This is a genomic window from Gilliamella sp. Pra-s52, assembly GCF_009795805.1.
Lineage (GTDB): Bacteria > Pseudomonadota > Gammaproteobacteria > Enterobacterales > Orbaceae > Gilliamella.
Map to the genome: position 1 here is coordinate 47,923 of NZ_WTEY01000007.1, position 17,707 is coordinate 65,629.

Consider the following 17,707-nt stretch of genomic DNA (forward strand, 5'->3'; position numbering starts at 1 on the left):
TACAAATTACATTAATCATTTTTGATTATATTATGTTTTTTATAAAACAAATAAGAAATAAGAATAACAATAATTAATATAACTTCCGACAATAAAATAAATTGCCCAGAATCACCAAACCAAACACCAACAATAATAACACTATTTATAATAATGGAAATAACAGCAAGCCAAGGGAAAAGTGGTGATTTAAACTTTATCATCTCTTTAGAGTATTTACCGCTATTTACACCTTTACGAAAACGATATTGACACCAAGCAATAATAATCCACGCAAAGCACCCTACTTGCCCTGTACCTGCTACTAAATAAATATAAAGCTTTTCAGCCGCAATATATTTAGAAAACAAAGAAACTAATGCAATAATGGCTATAAATAATATGCCCTTTGTTGGAACACCTCGTCGATTCACTTTTGAAAAATATTTTGGAGCCAAGTTATCTTGAGCCATAGACCATAACATTCTTGAGCTTGCATAAATAGCTGAATTAGCAGCAGATATAGCCGCACAAAAAATCACAAAAAGCATTATATACGAAGCAAATGTAATTCCAGCTTGATTAAATACCCACACAAATGGACTGATTTCAGTATGTTCTGTTCCATATGGATACACAAGCGCCAAAACAGCAATGGCCAAAACATAAAATAAAATAATACGAAAAGCAACACCAGTAATAATTTTAGGTAAAACAGATTGAGGAGACTCAGCTTCACCTGCTGCATTTCCAATTAATTCGACACCTTGAAATGAATAAGTAACAATAGTCATACAAACAAATATTGCTAAAAAGCCATTAGGAAACCAGCCTTTTTCGGTTTTAAATGTTGGTAAAATATGCGTTTCAGCATATTGGTGATTAAGTAAATAAATCCCCACACCAATAAATGCAATAATCGCAAGAACTTTAATCGTTGAAAACCAATACTCACTTTCTCCAAATGCACGAACAGAAGTTAAATGCACTGAAGTAAGAACAATTAAAATTAACAAACTAAAAAGATAAATAGGAATCGACGGGAAAGTTTGGTGAGCAATCATTGATGCGGCAGTTAAATCGGCCGCCATAGATAGCACCCAACTTAACCAATATAACCAACCTATGGTATAACTCCAAATTGGGTTAGGTATAAACATTAATGCATAATGTTGAAAAGAGCCAGCATGAGGGAATGCACAAGAAAGCTCACCTAAACATAACATAGTTGAAAGCATAATGCTTCCTGCCATTAAATAGGCAATAATGGTTCCTAATGGACCAACCGTACTAAGTGGAGATGCGATACCGATAAATAACCCAGTGCCAATAGAACCACCTAAAGAAATCATCAAAAGATGACGATTTTTTAGATTTTTCTTCAAACTACTGGGATAAGGACTTTCTTGTGATTCTGATGTTGTCATGTAAACCGCCTAATAATCAATAAAAACTGCTGGTTTCCCAGCAGCTAACACAATTAATAAATAAACCGTTTTTCTACACCATTTGTTTGGCAAGCCATCAGTAAGGCAGTGTAATCAAGTTCAAAACCGATCATATCACCGACATGTAATGTTTCAGAAACATCTTCAATATCAACAATAGTATGATCACTTGTTTGCCCTAAAACAGTAATTTTATCATTGACAGGCACACAGCTTTCTGCGGGTACATCTTGTCTTCCAAAGGCAAGAAGTGCTCGTTTGCGTGTACCGTTATCAACAAACGTCTTACTGTTTAAAAAAGCATCCACACCTAACTCACCAACAGGAACCGTTGGCTTGCTATTGAGCTCAATAACTTGTGCATATAATTTATACAAATTACTACACGCTTTATCAACAGGTTTGCTTGAATGATGAAACTCATCCAGGTATTTCATATCCACATACTCAATACCAAATTCATGCAATCCTCCTATTCTTAAGTGATTCAACCCTTCCGGCCAAATACCTTTATCTAATAGATGATAGCTTGTACAATTACCAGCCGATAAATATTTAATTTTAATATTACAAGACTCTTCTACTTTACGCGCAATATGTAAAAAGTCCACTCCATTTTTTACTGTTGGTAAAACAGTACCATAACAGTTAAAATTGGTACCAAGCCCATATAGCTCAACACATGGTAAAGAAAGAATTAATTTAACCGTATCAATAATTTCATCAATATGTTCAAACCAAATACCTTCTCGTAAATCACCCATATCTACCATCAACAAAACTTGATGAACTTTTTGTTGCTTAACTGCTTCATCAGAAAGAGCTTGAATAACTTGCTTCTCGCTATTTAGGCTAATATCAGCGTATTTAACCACATCACTAATTTCACTTAAACAAGGGCTACGTAATAAACATGTTTTACAATTTAAAGCTTCTTTCAATTTTTTTAAATTGTAGGTTCTTGACTCAGCAATCACATCGATACCGCCGTCAAGCACAGCTTTGGCGGTTTCTACGCAGCCATCAAAAACTTTATTGACAGCCATTACTTCAATGCCGTGCTTAGCTAACAACTCTTTTTCAACACGAGCATTATTTCTTAATTTGCGCAAATCAACTTCTAATATAGGTTTGTACATACAATTACTCCTCTATATATTATTACTATTGCAAACGGTTACGCTTTTGTGCTCGATAGTAGATCCATTCAGCTAAACCAATAGCAAGCACAGCACCCCCTACTATTTTTGCGATATACTCAACATATCCCCCCATATCAATTTGAGCCGGTGGAATAAAAACCAAAATTACAGCAAATAGCGTTGATAAAAATCCTAATGCAGGTAAAACAATCGGCATAATCTTACCTGGAATCTTAAAGCTACGCGGTACATCAGGTTGAGTAAAGCGTAAACGATAATACGCAATAAACATCACTAAATACGGAATAAAATAACAAATTGTTGTAAGTGCTGTTAACATCCAATATGCCGCCGCAATACTTGGAGACACAAATGTTGAAAAACAAAGTACAGTGACAATAATTGCTTGAATAATTAAAGCAAAAGCAGGTGTTTTATACACAGGGTGTAAACGACCAATACGTTCACCAAGCAAATTATCTTCTTTTGATGCTTCTTGTAACATATAAATAGGGCCTACTAACCATGAGTTAATTTGTCCTAATGCACCAAAGAATAAACAAATTGCCATAACAGGTAATAACCAAGGCATATGTAATTCATTGGCCGCAGCTTCCATCGCTTGCATAACACCAGCAACAATATCGGTATCTGCAGCAGGTAACAATGTATTAATTGCCCATGAACCCACCATATAAATACCAACAATTACAATTGCTGAAACTAACATTGCTTTTGGAAAATCACGTTGAGGATCGCGCGTACGTCCTGCAATCATTGGTGCAACCTCAAGGCCAGCAAATGCAAACATCATACTAGACAAAAATACGATAGTATCCCAGCTACTTAAATCAGGGATCCAATCACTAACATGACTATAACTCGTTGCCATTGGGTGTCCAGTAAACAACCATACCACGGCTAAAACAATAATAATGGCAGCAGGAATAAATACACCAAGCCACGCACTTACACTATTGATAATTTTAGTCCATTGCATGCCTCGAATATTCATCAACGTTAAAATCCAAAACACAACCATGGAACCAACGCCAATAAAAACTTGATTTTGAGCTAACTCAGCACTAAACATATACCCAATTGCAGTAAAACCAAATTGCAACATTAACGGAAAGAAAAGAACACAAGAAAACAAAAAGCAAACAACAACAATCCAACCAATACGTTTACCAAACGCTTCTTTTACCCATACAAAAATACCGCCATCTTTTGGCCAACCGGTTGAAAGCTCACCGCAAACCATTGCTAACGGAAAGAAAAGACAAAATGCAGCAAGTAACCAAAGTACCATTGCTGACGCCCCATAAGGAGCAACATTCGGAATTTGACGCAAACTGAGTATTGCAATGACATTCATAAACACAATGTCTTTAATACCAAGTAGGCTTGAATCTTTAGAATCACTCATAATAACCTCACTTTATAATATCTGGAGCATAAAATGCCCCAGATATTAATGATTAATATATGTCGTACCCAACCATATCTTCGTAAGTATCCTCACGGCGAATCAATCGATCTTTACCTTCTTTATCTATCATAACAACAGAAGTACGAGGACGATTGTTATAAACAGTTTGGCTTTCGATGGTATAAGCACCAGCATCAAGGAAAGCCACAATATCACCGATTTGAGTGTCCTTTGGCATCAAGAATTCTTCACCTTTAACACCGACATGGAAATAATCACCACCATCACATAAAGGACCTGCTAATTTGATGTATTCATCATGTGTTTCATTGATTTTTGAAGCATTATAAACATAGAAAAACCAATCAAAATGTTGACTATCAGATAACACACTATAACCCGCATCAACAAATTTCCACTCAACGTGTTCTTCAATGTTACCGTCTAAATCATAATTGGTTTTACGTTTTTCACAGGCAACTTCAGTTACAAGCACGCCTGCTGAGCCTGTTACTTTACGACCTGGCTCAATACAGATTTCAACATCAGTACGCCATTTGTGGACTTCACTAATAACCGCATCAGCAAAATCTTGTGCAGTAATACCAGCATACATATTGTCTTCTAATGGATTACCATTTTCTTCATCATATTTATATGGAACAGGAATCCCCCCACCAACGTTGATTAAATCAAATTTAATACCAAGCACTTCTTCTAAGCGACGTGATTCATCAACTAAAACTTTTGTTGCTTTAGCAAAAGGCTCTGCTTCAGGTACCTGATCACCAACATGCATATGTAAACCACGTAAATGGACATATGGCATTTCTAAAATACGACGACAGGTTTCTTCTGCTTGTTCTAAATCAATACCTGATTTAGCATGATAAGCAGTGACTAATTCCGCGTGAGTTGCTGATGGAACATTTGGCTCAACACGAACACAAACATTCGCTACTTTTTTCAAACGTCTTGAAATTTCATCAATAATATCAAGTTCATACAAACTATCCACATTGATAATATAAAGATCATTTTGAATAGCAAACTCTAAATCCACAGGTTTTTTAACCACACCATTGAAAACAATTTGGCTACCAGGAAAACCAATATCTAAACATTTACGCACTTCAAACATTGAGTTGGCTTCTGCGTAAATACCCGCATCTTTAATTGCTTTAAGCACACCCATTACAGAACAGGTTTTTGATGCATAGAAAATTTTTGTGTTTGGATGCGCTTTAAATGCATCTTTGATTTCTTGCACATTACGATCAATTTCCTTTTCAGAAAACACATAAAAAGGTGTTGGATATTTTTTGGCTAACTTTTCTAAATTAATACCATCAAAACATAGTTTGCCACTTTCAGCACTAAAACGACGATCTTTAGTTACAAGATCTGTGCGTATTTTGTTATAATTTGACATAATTGTGTCAGACATATGACCTCCAGTTAATTAGTACATAAAAAAGTACATAATGAATAAGAAAAATGGCTTCTCACCTGTAATGCAATCAGTATGCCAACTTAAAAAACAATAATAATCAAACCATTAATAATAATTATCACAAAATAAAATTAGTCATATAGTGTAAAATATATCTTTATGACAAAAATTCGTCATTTTAGAAAGAGTTGAAAAGGATTTAAATTAACCTAAGCAAAACTTAAAAATAATTCAAAATTAAAAGGCACTCATATCATGACAATCGATCCTGAATTATTACAATCGCTAGATATATTTAAACATTTTTTTGATCTAATCCATCAGCCAATAGCTATTATCAATAAAGAAGGCAAATATATTTATTACAATCAAGAAAGTGCAGAACTAGATGGTTACCCTATGGAGCAAGCTATTGGTGAACCCATACTTAAGGTTTATCCAAAGATGAGAAAAGAAGACAGCACCATGCTGCAAGCACTACAACAGGGTAAAGAATATCAAGATAATTACCAAAGCTATTACAATCATGTTGGTAAACTTGTTGATTACATGCACACAACAGTACCACTTTATAACAATAATAAAGAAATTATCGGCGCAATAGAAATAGGGCGAAATTTATCAACTGTTAGACAACTACAAGATCAAGTATTTACCCTAAATAGCAAGTTATACCAAAACAAAGAACAGCCATTACCTGAAATCGTTTTTGTTTCCCAAAAAATGCAACAAGTTATTGATCAAACCAATATGTTAGGAGCAAATGATGTTCCTGTATTAATTGTTGGCGAAACAGGCACAGGTAAAGAGCTATTTGCCCGCTTAATACACCAAACAAGCCAACGCCGACACAAACCTTTCATATCCCTAAATTGTAGTGCGTTACCAACAACACTAATTGAAAGCACATTATTTGGCACAGTAAAAGGCGCATTTACGGGCGCAGAAACTCGACAAGGTTATTTAGAGCTTGCAAATGGTGGCACATTGTTTCTTGATGAATTAAATGCCATGCCTTTAGATATGCAAAGCAAATTATTACGATTCCTACAAGAAAAAACCTACTGGCCACTGGGTGGTAATAAAGAAATGTATTCTGATGTTCGTATTGTTGCAGCGATGAACGAATCACCAGCAGAATTACTAAAAACAGGTAAAATGAGAAGCGACCTGTTTTATCGATTAAACGTAGGTTTAATAAAACTCCCAGCATTACGCGACAGAACAGAAGACATTCCCGTTTTAGCCCGCTATTTTATTGATAAACATAAACACGATATAAATATCGTCATCAGCGGTATTAGTGAACATGCACTACAACAATTAATATCAGCCCCTTGGCCTGGCAATGTACGAATGCTTGAAAATGCCATAGTCAGAAGTATGGTATTACAAAGCACTCCCGGTGAATTACAACATATCACACTTGATGAAGAACTATTTGATCTCAATAGTTCATTTTATCAAGGCGATGAAAGCAGTAAGCCAAACAAAACAACACAAATCACATCACCAAACGGGAAAAATTTAACCGAACAAGTAGAAAACTACGAACGACAGCTTATTATTGATGCCTTAAATCAAGCTAATGGCAAAATTATTGCAGCGGCAAAAATATTAAACATTTCACGCACAACGCTACAATATAAAGTCAAAAAATACCACATCCAAATGGGAGTGATTGATGATTAATTTAATCACCCAAAAACGATCAACCAAATGCTTGCGCACAAGCGAATGCACTACTCCAAGCCCATTGAAAGTTATACCCCCCTAACCAGCCTGACACATCAACAACTTCACCAATAAAATAGAGATTGGGCTGGGTTTTCGCCTCCATGGTTTTTGATGATAACCCATCGGTACTCACACCGCCTAATGTCACCTCGGCGGTACGGTATCCTTCAGTACCATTGGGAATAATCGCCCATTGGGTTAAAGAATCATAAAGATTTTGTTGCTGCTTAGGATTAAGTTGCTTCACTGTCAAATCGGCCACTAAATTTAATTGCATTAATGCTTCAACAAGCCTTTTAGGTAAAACCTGAGCTAAACAATTTTTTATATTTTGATTACGATTTTGCTCTAATAATGGTTTAAATTCTGTTTCAAAATGCATATTCGGCAACAAATTAACCTTAATTATATCCCCCGCTTGCCAATAGCTTGAAATTTGTAAAATAGCAGGACCAGATAATCCCCGATGAGTAAATAACAGATTATCTTTAAAACTGATTTTAGGTATTGATACCTCAACTCGCACAGCAATACCAGACAATGTTGAAAGCACATCTAACAAAGGTTTATGCAGAGTGAATGGCACTAACCCTGCTTTTACAGGAACAACGGGCAAATTAAATTTCTCGGCAATTTTATACCCCACTGACGTCATCCCCAACGCAGGCATAGATTGCCCACCGGTTGCAATAATCACTTTATCGCACTCAATCACACCTTTTGAAGTGTGTAATTTAAATTTTCCTGCATCCCATTCCATGTCATTAAGTTGCGTTTGCATTATAAAATTGACGCTCCCTTTTTGACACTCATTAACTAACATATCGACAATCTGCTGGGCTGAATCATCACAAAAAAGCTGCCCGTGTTCTTTTTCATGATAAGCAATATGATATTGATTCACCAAATGAATAAAATCCCACTGTGTATAACGCTTTAATGCCGATTTACAAAAATGCGGATTTTGTGACAAATAATGCTTAGGCTCAACATTCAAATTAGTAAAATTACATTTTCCCCCGCCAGACATTAAAATTTTACGGCCTAACTTTTTACCATTATCAATCACGGTAACATCATACCCCTTTTGCCCCAGTAAACCAGCACAAAAAAGCCCAGCGGCGCCAGCGCCTATAATTGTGATTTTAGATAGCATAATCTATATTTTAAAAGTGAAGATAGTGTATTTGTAAATTGAGTATGAACACTATGTCGGTTAATAAATTGAATTAATTTATTGATAAATCAGCAACCTTTGTTACTGATTTATCATTTTTAGTGCTTTTATCACTTCTTTATTCAGCTTCCTCAATACCATTTTTTACTTTTGTTTTATTAAAAAATAGAAAAGCAAAAGTAGCAACAATAAAGTTTCCCAATGCAGCAAGTATCGTTACACCGTGCAGCCCAAAATGATTAAATAAAATAAACCCTGTTAAGCCTGCACCGAGAGTTGCACCTAAAGTATTAATAGCATAAAGATGCCCTGTTGTTTGCCCTATATTCTTCCAAAACTGTGCAATATAGGTAATTAATATAGGAAGTGTGGCCCCCATTAAAAGCGCAGGAATAAGTACTAATAAAAAATTAATAATTGCAACAACAATTAAATTGTAAACAATAAAAATATCGCCAACAAATAGAATCAATTGATAACTAATTAGTCCAAATAAACCTATTCCAAATTCACTAAAACAAAAAAGTTGCAGTGCTTTATTTGGATATTTATCGACAATTTTTCCACCACCAAGGGCACCCAAGCCTAATCCTAACATAAATGCTGATACAATAATTGCAACAGAGTCAACATCAGAACCAAACGCCGCATAAAGTACCCTCTGCCAAGCTACTTGATAAGTTAATCCACTCATTCCCGAAATAAAAAATAGAGTACTTAATAGCAGTAACTGTTTTTTGTTTAACATAAAAGACCCCTTATTTATTTCCTATCTGTGTAAAAAGACCATATTTATATTCTGTTATCATATTATTATCAGTAATTATTTCTGTCTCTCGACCTAAATGAGAAAGCTTCTCAACCTCTTCTAGGCTTAATAATTTTGTTGCTAGTGTTTTTTGATAAGCGCCCTTTTCAAGTTGTTTCGCTTCTTCATTAAACAGAGGTACGCCATCTAAACTCAACTTATTAAGACGATTTTTAACAATATTTTCATCAATTTTAATTTCTGAATCCGAGGCATAAATAAAGCCCAATGTACCCCAATAAGCATATTTAAATACCGATTGTGCTGTTTTCAAGGTATCGAGTGAACGAGTACTATTAAATGCCAAAATACCATTAGGATTTAATGAATGATGCAATATTCCCATCATCTCTTGTGAGAGTAAATTAGTTATACCAGAACGCCAATGGTAAGTCGTGTTCATGATAATTAAATCATATTTTTTGTCACTATTTCGTTTAAGCCAACGTCGACCATCATCAATATGAATATTGATTCGAGGATCATTCAATATAGGTGAAACAACAGGGTATTGCTTGATAATATCCAAATAGCCTTTATTGATTTCAATCGCATCAATTGTTTCTAACGTTGGAAAACTTGATAAGGCTCGAGTCCAAGCTCCCGCACTCACACCAATAACAAGGATTTTTTTAGGATTTGGATGAGCTGCCGCTAATAAATAAAGTCGATTTAGGTCATTTATATCATTATCAGGATCTATATTTATGATACCATCATAGATATTATTTCCTAGCACAATATTTTTTCTTCCATCTTTGTTGTCATTGACAACATGAATTATGCCATAGCGATTTTCAATATAAGAATTGACAGATATATCTTGTTGGAAGGTATTACTGAAAATATAATCAACATGTTTATCTACAAAATAAAAGCAACCAATACCAATTATAGCAGCAGCGATAACAGAAAATACTGATTTTTTAATCATCATCAAGCTACCTAATAAGATACAAACAATACCGATTAGAATAAACATTGATGAAATAGAGATATAATCGAGGAGAACCCCCCCGATTAATAAACTACCAAGCGTTGAGCCAATAATGTTAAAAAAATAGACTTTAGATACAGAAGCGCCAACGTTACCATTGGTAATATTTGTACCTAAATGGTGTACGATTGGAAATAATATTGCCTTTAAAGCCGCAACGACAAATATTAAAACACAACATATACCTAGACATAGAGCAAAATCATGTGGTTGATTTATTTTTTGAATAATAAATGGAATCAATATATCAATAACGCCGGCAAAAATTAGCACCAACCCACCAGCCAATAGTAGGTTTGAATAACGTGAACAAATTGCTTTACCTCGATTTGCACCAAAAGCAATACCTAATAGAAAAAAGAATAGTACCAAAGCAAAAGCATAAGGTGCCCCCCCCATCTTAAAGCTAATGATTCTAAACCACAGCATTTCTTGACCTAAGCTCATTAATCCCACTAAGAGCGAAATGCACCAAGCAAAATATTTCATAGCGATTTTCCTAAATTTCTTTATTATTTGAATATAGTTATTATTACTCAATTTATTCGTAAATAGATATTTTAATTTGTTTTGCACAAATTAAGCTATAATGCACCATCCCTATTACCTCTACAAAAATAGAACATGGACAATTTTATTAGCCAATCATAATAAATAAATGATAAATTTCAGTACGAATACCTCACCTATAAGCATCACTAATGGTAAGGTAATTTTTAGATTTATTTGACGTTAATCATCAATCAATTAATTAGCATCACTATTAAAGAACTAACTCCTTCAACAGTATGCCCATAGTAATTTGAGTAATAATTAAACACCTAATTAAACATATTAGCAAGGATTTAGTAAAAATATTTTCAATTTATCGTTATAATTTATTTTTGCCATACATTAAAATCATAAAATATACAGTAATATAACTAATAAACATAACTCACATTTAGTCGTTAAGCCTGTTCTAACTTTTTTACAGAAACGTGATAATTACCTTAAACCTCTTAACAAAAAGAAAAACAACTTATATCAAAAATATCTCCACAGATTACTAAAACATGGCTTTAAATAATAAAAACGTTAAAAATCATTACGATAAATACAATTATTAGCTTTATTAATAACGTCCATATTAGTTATTAAAAGGTTGACTTATAAGTAATATTTATTTGACCAAAATACTATTTTTCTTTAATTTTGTAGCCAATATGGGATTAATGCCTATACCTTCTCAAAATGACAAAAGCGATGAATTAGAGGCAATGATATGTTATATAACCAGCATCATGAAAAAGATAACTGCGGATTTGGTTTAATTGCACATATTGAAGGGCAACCAAGTCACAAAGTGGTGCGTACAGCAATTCACGGCTTGGCCAGAATGCAACACCGTGGCGCAATTTTATCTGACGGAAAAACCGGCGATGGCTGTGGGCTTTTATTACAAAAACCCGACCGTTTTTTTAGAGTCGTCGCCCAAGAAGCAGGCTGGCGATTAGCGACCAATTACGCCGTTGGTATGCTATTTTTAAGTCAAAACGAAGCTGAAGCACAAGCTAGTCGTGATATAGTAGAACAAGAGCTTGCTGAGGAAACCCTATCAATCCTAGGTTGGCGTGAAGTACCGATTGATAAAAGCGTACTTGGCGAAATAGCATTATCATCACTACCAAAAATCGAACAAGTATTTGTCAACGCTCCAGCGGGTTGGACAAAAATTGATTTAGAGCGTCGCTTATATATGGTACGCCGTCGTATTGAAAAGCGAGTTCAAGACGACACCTTTTACGTTTGTAGCTTCTCGAATCAGGTCAATATCTATAAAGGCTTATGTATGCCAAAAGATTTACCTCGATTCTATTTAGATTTAGCCGATATCCGCATGGAAACAGCAATATGCTTATTCCATCAACGATTTTCAACCAACACTGTACCCCGTTGGCCTTTAGCGCAACCTTTTCGACACCTTGCTCACAATGGCGAAATCAACACCATTGAAGGCAACCGTCAATGGGCGCAAGCCAGATCGTATAAATTTAAAACGCCACTCATTCCAGACTTACAAAATGCAGCACCGTTTGTCAATGTAACGGGGTCTGATTCAAGCTCATTAGATAATATGCTTGAACTGTTTTTAGTTGGTGGCATGGACATTGTGCGAGCCATGCGCTTACTTGTGCCACCCGCATGGCAAAATAATCCTGACATGAACGAAGATCTCAAAGCCTTCTTTGATTTCAACTCAATGCATATGGAACCATGGGATGGCCCAGCAGGAATTGTCATGTCTGATGGTCGTTATGCCGCCTGTAACTTAGACCGTAATGGACTTCGTCCTGCTCGTTATGTTATTACCACTGACAAACTCATTACCTGCGCTTCTGAAATCGGTATTTGGGACTATCAACCAGACGAAGTGGTCACCAAAGGGCGTGTTGGTCCGGGGGAATTGTTAGTTATCGACACCGAAGAAGGTCGCATTTTACAATCGTCAGAAACAGACAACGACTTACAAAAACGCCATCCTTATAAAGAATGGATGGAAAAAAACGTCAAACGACTTATTCCTTTTGAAAGCTTGTCTGACGATAATATCGGATCGCGTGATTATGACGATACCTTACTAGCAACCTACCAAAAACAATTTGGTTACAACGCCGAGGAACTCGACCAATGCATTCGAGTACTTGGTGAAAACGGACAAGAAGCTACAGGCTCAATGGGTGATGATACACCGTTTGCGGTATTATCAAGCCGACCTCGTCTAATCTATGACTATTTCCGCCAAAAATTTGCACAAGTCACAAATCCACCCATTGACCCATTACGTGAAGCACATGTTATGTCGCTATCCACCAGCATTGGTCGAGAAATGAACGTCTTTGCCGAAGCCGAAGGACAAGCTCACCGTGTTGCGTTCAAATCTCCTATTTTAGTTTATTCTGATTTTAAACAATTAACTGCATTAGAATCACGCTACTACAAATCAGAAACATTAGATATCACCTATGAAATTGACGGTAGCCTGCGCGATGCCATTGAACAGTTATGTGGCGATGCCGAAGCAAAAGTGCGTAATGGAACCGTATTACTCATATTATCAGATAAAAACATCGCAGCCGATCGCCTGCCAATTCCAGCACCAATGGCAGTGGGTGCGGTACAACAACGTTTGGTTGAAAAGAATTTACGTTGCGATGCCAATATCATTGTAGAAACAGCAAGTTGCCGTGACCCACATCAATTTGCCGTACTGCTTGGTTTTGGTGCCACAGCCATTTATCCTTACTTAGCTTACGAAACCTTAGCACAAATGGTTGATAATGGCACAATCAACAAAACTCACCGTCAAGTAATAACCAATTACCGCAATGGAATTAATAAAGGCTTATACAAAATTATGTCTAAAATGGGCATTTCGACTATTGCTTCTTATCGCTGTTCAAAATTGTTCGAAGCGGTAGGACTACACAAAGAGGTCGTTGAGCTTTGTTTCCAAGGGGTAACTAACCGTATTAGTGGTGCGAATTTTGATGATTTTGCGCAAGATCAATTCAATTTATCCAAACAGGCATGGTTACGTCGTAAACCATTAGACCAAGGGGGATTACTAAAATTTGTTCACGGTGGCGAATATCACGCTTATAACCCTGATGTTGTACAATCACTGCAAAAAGCAGTCAATAATGGCAGTTATGAAGATTACAAACGTTATACTGATATTGTAAATAACCGCCCAGCGGCTACATTACGTGATCTATTAAAGCTCAACCCGCCTGAAAACGCCGCCATTCCACTTGAACAAGTCGAACCCGAAGAATCGTTATTTAAACGCTTTGACTCGGCCGCTATGTCAATTGGTGCGCTCAGTCCAGAAGCACACGAATCGCTTGCCCAAGCCATGAACACATTAGGTGGCTACTCAAATTCTGGCGAAGGGGGTGAAGATCCTGCTCGTTATAACACCATAAAAGTTTCCCGAATTAAACAAGTTGCATCAGGACGCTTTGGGGTAACACCAAGCTATTTGATGAGTGCTGATGTAATTCAGATCAAAGTTGCCCAAGGAGCGAAACCGGGTGAAGGTGGACAACTACCGGGCGACAAAGTCACCCCTTATATTGCCAAATTACGGTTTTCTGTACCGGGTGTCACACTCATTTCGCCACCGCCTCATCACGATATTTACTCGATTGAAGATTTAGCGCAATTAATCTTTGATTTAAAACAGATCAACCCAAATGCCATGATTTCGGTCAAATTAGTTTCTGAACCGGGTGTTGGTACTATCGCAACAGGCGTTGCAAAAGCCTATGCCGATTTAATCACCATTTCGGGTTACGATGGTGGAACGGGTGCTAGCCCGTTAACATCGGTCAAATATGCTGGCTCACCATGGGAACTTGGCTTGGTTGAAACCCAACAATCTCTTGTTGCCAATGGCTTACGACACAAAATACGCCTACAGGTCGACGGTGGTTTAAAAACCGGTACTGACATTGTCAAAGCCGCGATATTAGGTGCTGAAAGTTTTGGTTTTGGAACAGGCCCAATGGTTGCCTTAGGTTGTAAATACCTACGTATTTGCCACCTAAATAACTGTGCAACGGGCGTTGCAACCCAAGACGAAAAATTGCGTAGCCACCACTATCATGGCCTACCAGAAAAGGCTATCAACTACTTCCGCTTTATTGCTCGCAATACACGTGAAGTCATGGCTGAACTTGGCGTAAGTCGAATTGTCGATTTAATTGGGCGAACTGACTTACTCTTAGAGCTTGATGGTATAACCGCTAAACAACAAAAACTGGATTTATCAGGACTGCTTCAAACAGCAACTCCACTTGAAGGCAAACCAGTTTACTGTATTGAAGATAACAAGCCATTTGACAAAGGCGTGCTAAACAAAGAAATCATCACCCAAGCCCAACAATCGGTGGATGAACGCCAAAGCAAAAGCTTCTATTTTGATATACAAAACACCGATCGCTCGGTGGGCACAAGCCTATCTGGCTACATTGCCCAAAAATATGGCGATCAAGGCTTAGTCACCGACCCAATTTTGCTAAACTTTAACGGCACAGCGGGGCAAAGTTTTGGCGTATGGAATGCCGGTGGCGTAAACTTAACCCTAACAGGCGATGCCAATGACTATGTTGGTAAAGGCATGGCTGGCGGACGCATTGTCATTCGCCCACCACAAGGGTCGGCATTTTTAAGTCATGAAGCCACTATCGCAGGCAACACCTGCTTATATGGAGCAACAGGCGGTAAATTATTTGCCGCAGGGCGAGCAGGCGAACGTTTTGCTGTCCGCAACTCTGGCGCAATTAGCGTTGTTGAAGGCATTGGCGATAACGGCTGTGAATATATGACAGGCGGCATTGTTTGCGTACTGGGTAAAACTGGCGTTAACTTTGGTGCGGGTATGACTGGTGGGTTTGCTTATATCTTAGATGCTGACGGCGAACTGCACAACCGCATTAATAAAGAGCTAGTTGAAATGTTAAATGTGGCAGATTACGCCATTCACGAAGAACACCTTCGTGGTCTAATTATGGAGCATGCTCAACTTACCCATTCATCACGCGCAGAAGAAATTTTGGCAAATTGGAATGATTATTCTAAACAATTTGTATTAGTCAAACCAAAATCCAGTGATGTAACAGCATTACTTGGGCACCGCAGTCGCTCATCGGCAGAACTGCGTGTTCAGGCACAATAAGGAGAACACGAAAATGAGTCAAAATGTTTATCAGTTTATCGATTTACAACGTGTTGATCCGCCTAAAAAATCGTTAAACATTCGCAAAATTGAATTTGTTGAAATTTACGAAGGATTTTCAGCCTCACAATCACAAGCGCAGGCCGATCGTTGCCTTGCTTGTGGCAACCCATATTGTGAATGGAAATGCCCTGTACATAACTATATTCCCAATTGGTTAAAACTGGTTAACGAAGGCAAAATATTAGAAGCGGTTGAACTTTCACACCAAACCAACAGCCTGCCTGAAGTTTGTGGTCGCGTCTGCCCACAAGATCGCCTTTGTGAAGGCTCTTGCACCTTAAATGCTGAATTTGGCGCTGTCACCATTGGTAATATTGAACGCTATATCACTGATGAAGCATTCAAAATGGGCTGGAAGCCAAACCTCAATAATGTAGAACAAACAGGCTTAAAAGTTGCCATTATTGGCGCAGGACCCGCTGGTCTTGCTTGCGCCGATGTCTTAGTTCGCAATGGTGTAACGCCAGTGGTGTTTGATCGCCATCCCGAAATTGGCGGACTATTAACATTTGGCATCCCTGCATTCAAATTAGACAAAGAAGTCCTTATTAACCGACGCCATATTTTTACCGAAATGGGCATAGAATTCAGACTAAATACCGAAGTGGGCAAAACCGTACAATTAGCCGACTTAATCAATGAATTCGATGCCGTATTTGTTGGCACAGGTACCTACCAATCAATGCGAGCAGGGCTTGAAAACGAAAACGCCAACGGCGTTTATGATGCCTTACCGTTTTTAATTGCCAATACCAAGCACATTATGCAACATCAGCAAAGCCAAGATACACCTTACATTGACATGAAAAATAAGCGTGTTGTTGTACTTGGCGGTGGTGATACGGCAATGGACTGTGTACGCACCTCCATTCGCCAAGGTGCAACTGAAGTGACCTGTGCCTATCGTCGAGACGAAGCCAACATGCCCGGCTCAAAGCGCGAAGTGAAAAACGCCAAAGAAGAAGGCGCACAGTTCCAATTTAACGTACAGCCACTCAGTATTGAAATTAATAGTACAGGACAAGTCACGGGTATAAAAATGGTTCGAACAGAACTCGGCGAACCCGATGCAAAAGGTCGACGTTCACCGATGGTGATTGCAGGTTCAGAATTTGTCTTACCTGCTGATGCGGTTGTAATGGCATTTGGATTTAAACCCCACGCCATGCCTTGGTTAGTAGAGCACGGTGTTGATTTTGATGCACAAGGCCGAATCATCGCCCCAGAAACCAACGGCTACCAAACCACTAATGCTAAAATTTTTGCCGGAGGCGATGCCGTTCGAGGGTCAGATTTAGTGGTAACGGCAATTAGTGAGGGGCGCAAAGCGGCTGAAGGTATTTTGAATTATTTGGAAGTTTAAAGGTCATTAGAATTTGAATTAAAATCAAATTAACTGTGTGGAAGCCCGCTTTTTAAGCGGGCTTTTTTATTGTTAATTGTCAGCGTTCAACAATATTTATCTAACTATTTGATTTTATTTAGAAACAGAAAAACAAAAAACTTCAATAAAATCAATGGCTTTCCTGACCGATTTTTTGGAGGTTTTGCATTGTTTTTGAGTTAGTTAAAAGAATCTTACCGGATATTGAATTGGTGGAGCCAAGGGGGATCGAACCCCTGACCTCAACGCTGCCAGCGTTGCGCTCTCCCAGCTGAGCTATGGCCCCAAATAGAAAGGGATAAAACTGTCGCTAATAATATGCAACTAAATAATAAGTGTCAATCGATTTGATGTTATTTGTTTGA

Annotated in this window: 10 protein-coding genes and 1 tRNA gene; 3 read left to right on the forward strand and 8 right to left on the reverse strand. The window is 37.5% G+C overall.

All coding sequences use genetic code 11. The features are described 5' to 3' along the window. Positions 1 to 11: 11 nt before the first annotated feature. The 4 genes from GQ594_RS06805 to lysA are packed head-to-tail and all read right to left on the reverse strand — an operon-like array spanning position 12 to position 5,448. The gene (locus tag GQ594_RS06805; protein ID WP_202112508.1) at positions 12 to 1,406 is read right to left on the reverse strand and encodes an amino acid permease; all 1,395 of its coding nucleotides are present in this window, start codon (positions 1,404 to 1,406) and stop codon (positions 12 to 14) included. Positions 1,407 to 1,459: 53 nt separating this feature from the next. Continuing rightward, positions 1,460 to 2,566: an alanine/ornithine racemase family PLP-dependent enzyme gene (locus tag GQ594_RS06810; protein WP_160411908.1), complete on the reverse strand. Its 1,107-nt coding sequence runs from the start codon at positions 2,564 to 2,566 to the stop codon at positions 1,460 to 1,462. 25 nt (positions 2,567 to 2,591) lie between these two features. After that, positions 2,592 to 3,998 carry an APC family permease gene (locus GQ594_RS06815; RefSeq protein WP_160400234.1) on the reverse strand — a complete coding sequence of 469 codons (1,407 nt, stop codon included), beginning with the start codon at positions 3,996 to 3,998 and terminating at the stop codon, positions 2,592 to 2,594. Between the two features lie 52 nt (positions 3,999 to 4,050). Beyond that, complete coding sequence (lysA, locus tag GQ594_RS06820) at positions 4,051 to 5,448, reverse strand: diaminopimelate decarboxylase (RefSeq protein ID WP_160407447.1); 1,398 nt, start codon at positions 5,446 to 5,448, stop codon at positions 4,051 to 4,053. Between the two features lie 258 nt (positions 5,449 to 5,706). Here lysA and GQ594_RS06825 point away from each other — a divergent pair, with 258 nt between their 5' ends. After that, entirely contained in the window at positions 5,707 to 7,146 is a 1,440-nt protein-coding gene (locus GQ594_RS06825) for a sigma-54 interaction domain-containing protein (protein WP_160400459.1), read from the forward strand. A gap of 19 nt (positions 7,147 to 7,165) precedes the next feature. On the opposite strand, the gene GQ594_RS06830 is transcribed toward GQ594_RS06825, so the two are convergent. The 3 genes from GQ594_RS06830 to GQ594_RS06840 all read right to left on the reverse strand — a co-directional run bounded on the left by GQ594_RS06830 (position 7,166) and on the right by GQ594_RS06840 (position 10,662). Then, a complete protein-coding gene (locus tag GQ594_RS06830; protein ID WP_160411907.1) occupies positions 7,166 to 8,347 on the reverse strand; it encodes an NAD(P)/FAD-dependent oxidoreductase in 1,182 nt (393 codons plus the stop codon). A gap of 139 nt (positions 8,348 to 8,486) precedes the next feature. Beyond that, entirely contained in the window at positions 8,487 to 9,116 is a 630-nt protein-coding gene (locus tag GQ594_RS06835) for an MFS transporter (RefSeq protein WP_160411906.1), read from the reverse strand. 10 nt (positions 9,117 to 9,126) lie between these two features. Next, positions 9,127 to 10,662 (reverse strand): hypothetical protein, encoded by a 1,536-nt coding sequence (locus GQ594_RS06840; protein ID WP_160411905.1) that lies wholly within the window; start codon positions 10,660 to 10,662, stop codon positions 9,127 to 9,129. A 775-nt stretch (positions 10,663 to 11,437) separates the two neighbouring features. Between GQ594_RS06840 and gltB the strand changes: the two genes are divergently transcribed. Then, positions 11,438 to 15,895: a glutamate synthase large subunit gene (gene gltB, locus GQ594_RS06845; RefSeq protein WP_160411904.1), complete on the forward strand. Its 4,458-nt coding sequence runs from the start codon at positions 11,438 to 11,440 to the stop codon at positions 15,893 to 15,895. Between the two features lie 13 nt (positions 15,896 to 15,908). Next, positions 15,909 to 17,321 carry an FAD-dependent oxidoreductase gene (locus GQ594_RS06850; RefSeq protein ID WP_160411903.1) on the forward strand — a complete coding sequence of 471 codons (1,413 nt, stop codon included), beginning with the start codon at positions 15,909 to 15,911 and terminating at the stop codon, positions 17,319 to 17,321. Positions 17,322 to 17,552: 231 nt separating this feature from the next. Here the strand turns inward: GQ594_RS06850 and GQ594_RS06855 are convergent. Continuing rightward, positions 17,553 to 17,628 (reverse strand) — tRNA-Ala (locus tag GQ594_RS06855). Between the last annotated feature and the right edge of the window lie 79 nt (positions 17,629 to 17,707).

What these genes read in the sequence shown, in the direction of transcription:
- GQ594_RS06805 (WP_202112508.1), bottom strand. Translation starts at nt 1,406, where the DNA reads ATGACAACATCAGAATCACAAGAAAGTCCTTATCCCAGTAGTTTGAAG.
- GQ594_RS06810 (WP_160411908.1), bottom strand. Translation starts at nt 2,566, where the DNA reads ATGTACAAACCTATATTAGAAGTTGATTTGCGCAAATTAAGAAATAAT.
- GQ594_RS06815 (WP_160400234.1), bottom strand. Translation starts at nt 3,998, where the DNA reads ATGAGTGATTCTAAAGATTCAAGCCTACTTGGTATTAAAGACATTGTG.
- lysA (WP_160407447.1), bottom strand. Translation starts at nt 5,448, where the DNA reads ATGTCTGACACAATTATGTCAAATTATAACAAAATACGCACAGATCTT.
- GQ594_RS06830 (WP_160411907.1), bottom strand. Translation starts at nt 8,347, where the DNA reads ATGCTATCTAAAATCACAATTATAGGCGCTGGCGCCGCTGGGCTTTTT.
- GQ594_RS06835 (WP_160411906.1), bottom strand. Translation starts at nt 9,116, where the DNA reads ATGTTAAACAAAAAACAGTTACTGCTATTAAGTACTCTATTTTTTATT.
- GQ594_RS06840 (WP_160411905.1), bottom strand. Translation starts at nt 10,662, where the DNA reads ATGAAATATTTTGCTTGGTGCATTTCGCTCTTAGTGGGATTAATGAGC.
- gltB (WP_160411904.1), top strand. Translation starts at nt 11,438, where the DNA reads ATGTTATATAACCAGCATCATGAAAAAGATAACTGCGGATTTGGTTTA.
- GQ594_RS06850 (WP_160411903.1), top strand. Translation starts at nt 15,909, where the DNA reads ATGAGTCAAAATGTTTATCAGTTTATCGATTTACAACGTGTTGATCCG.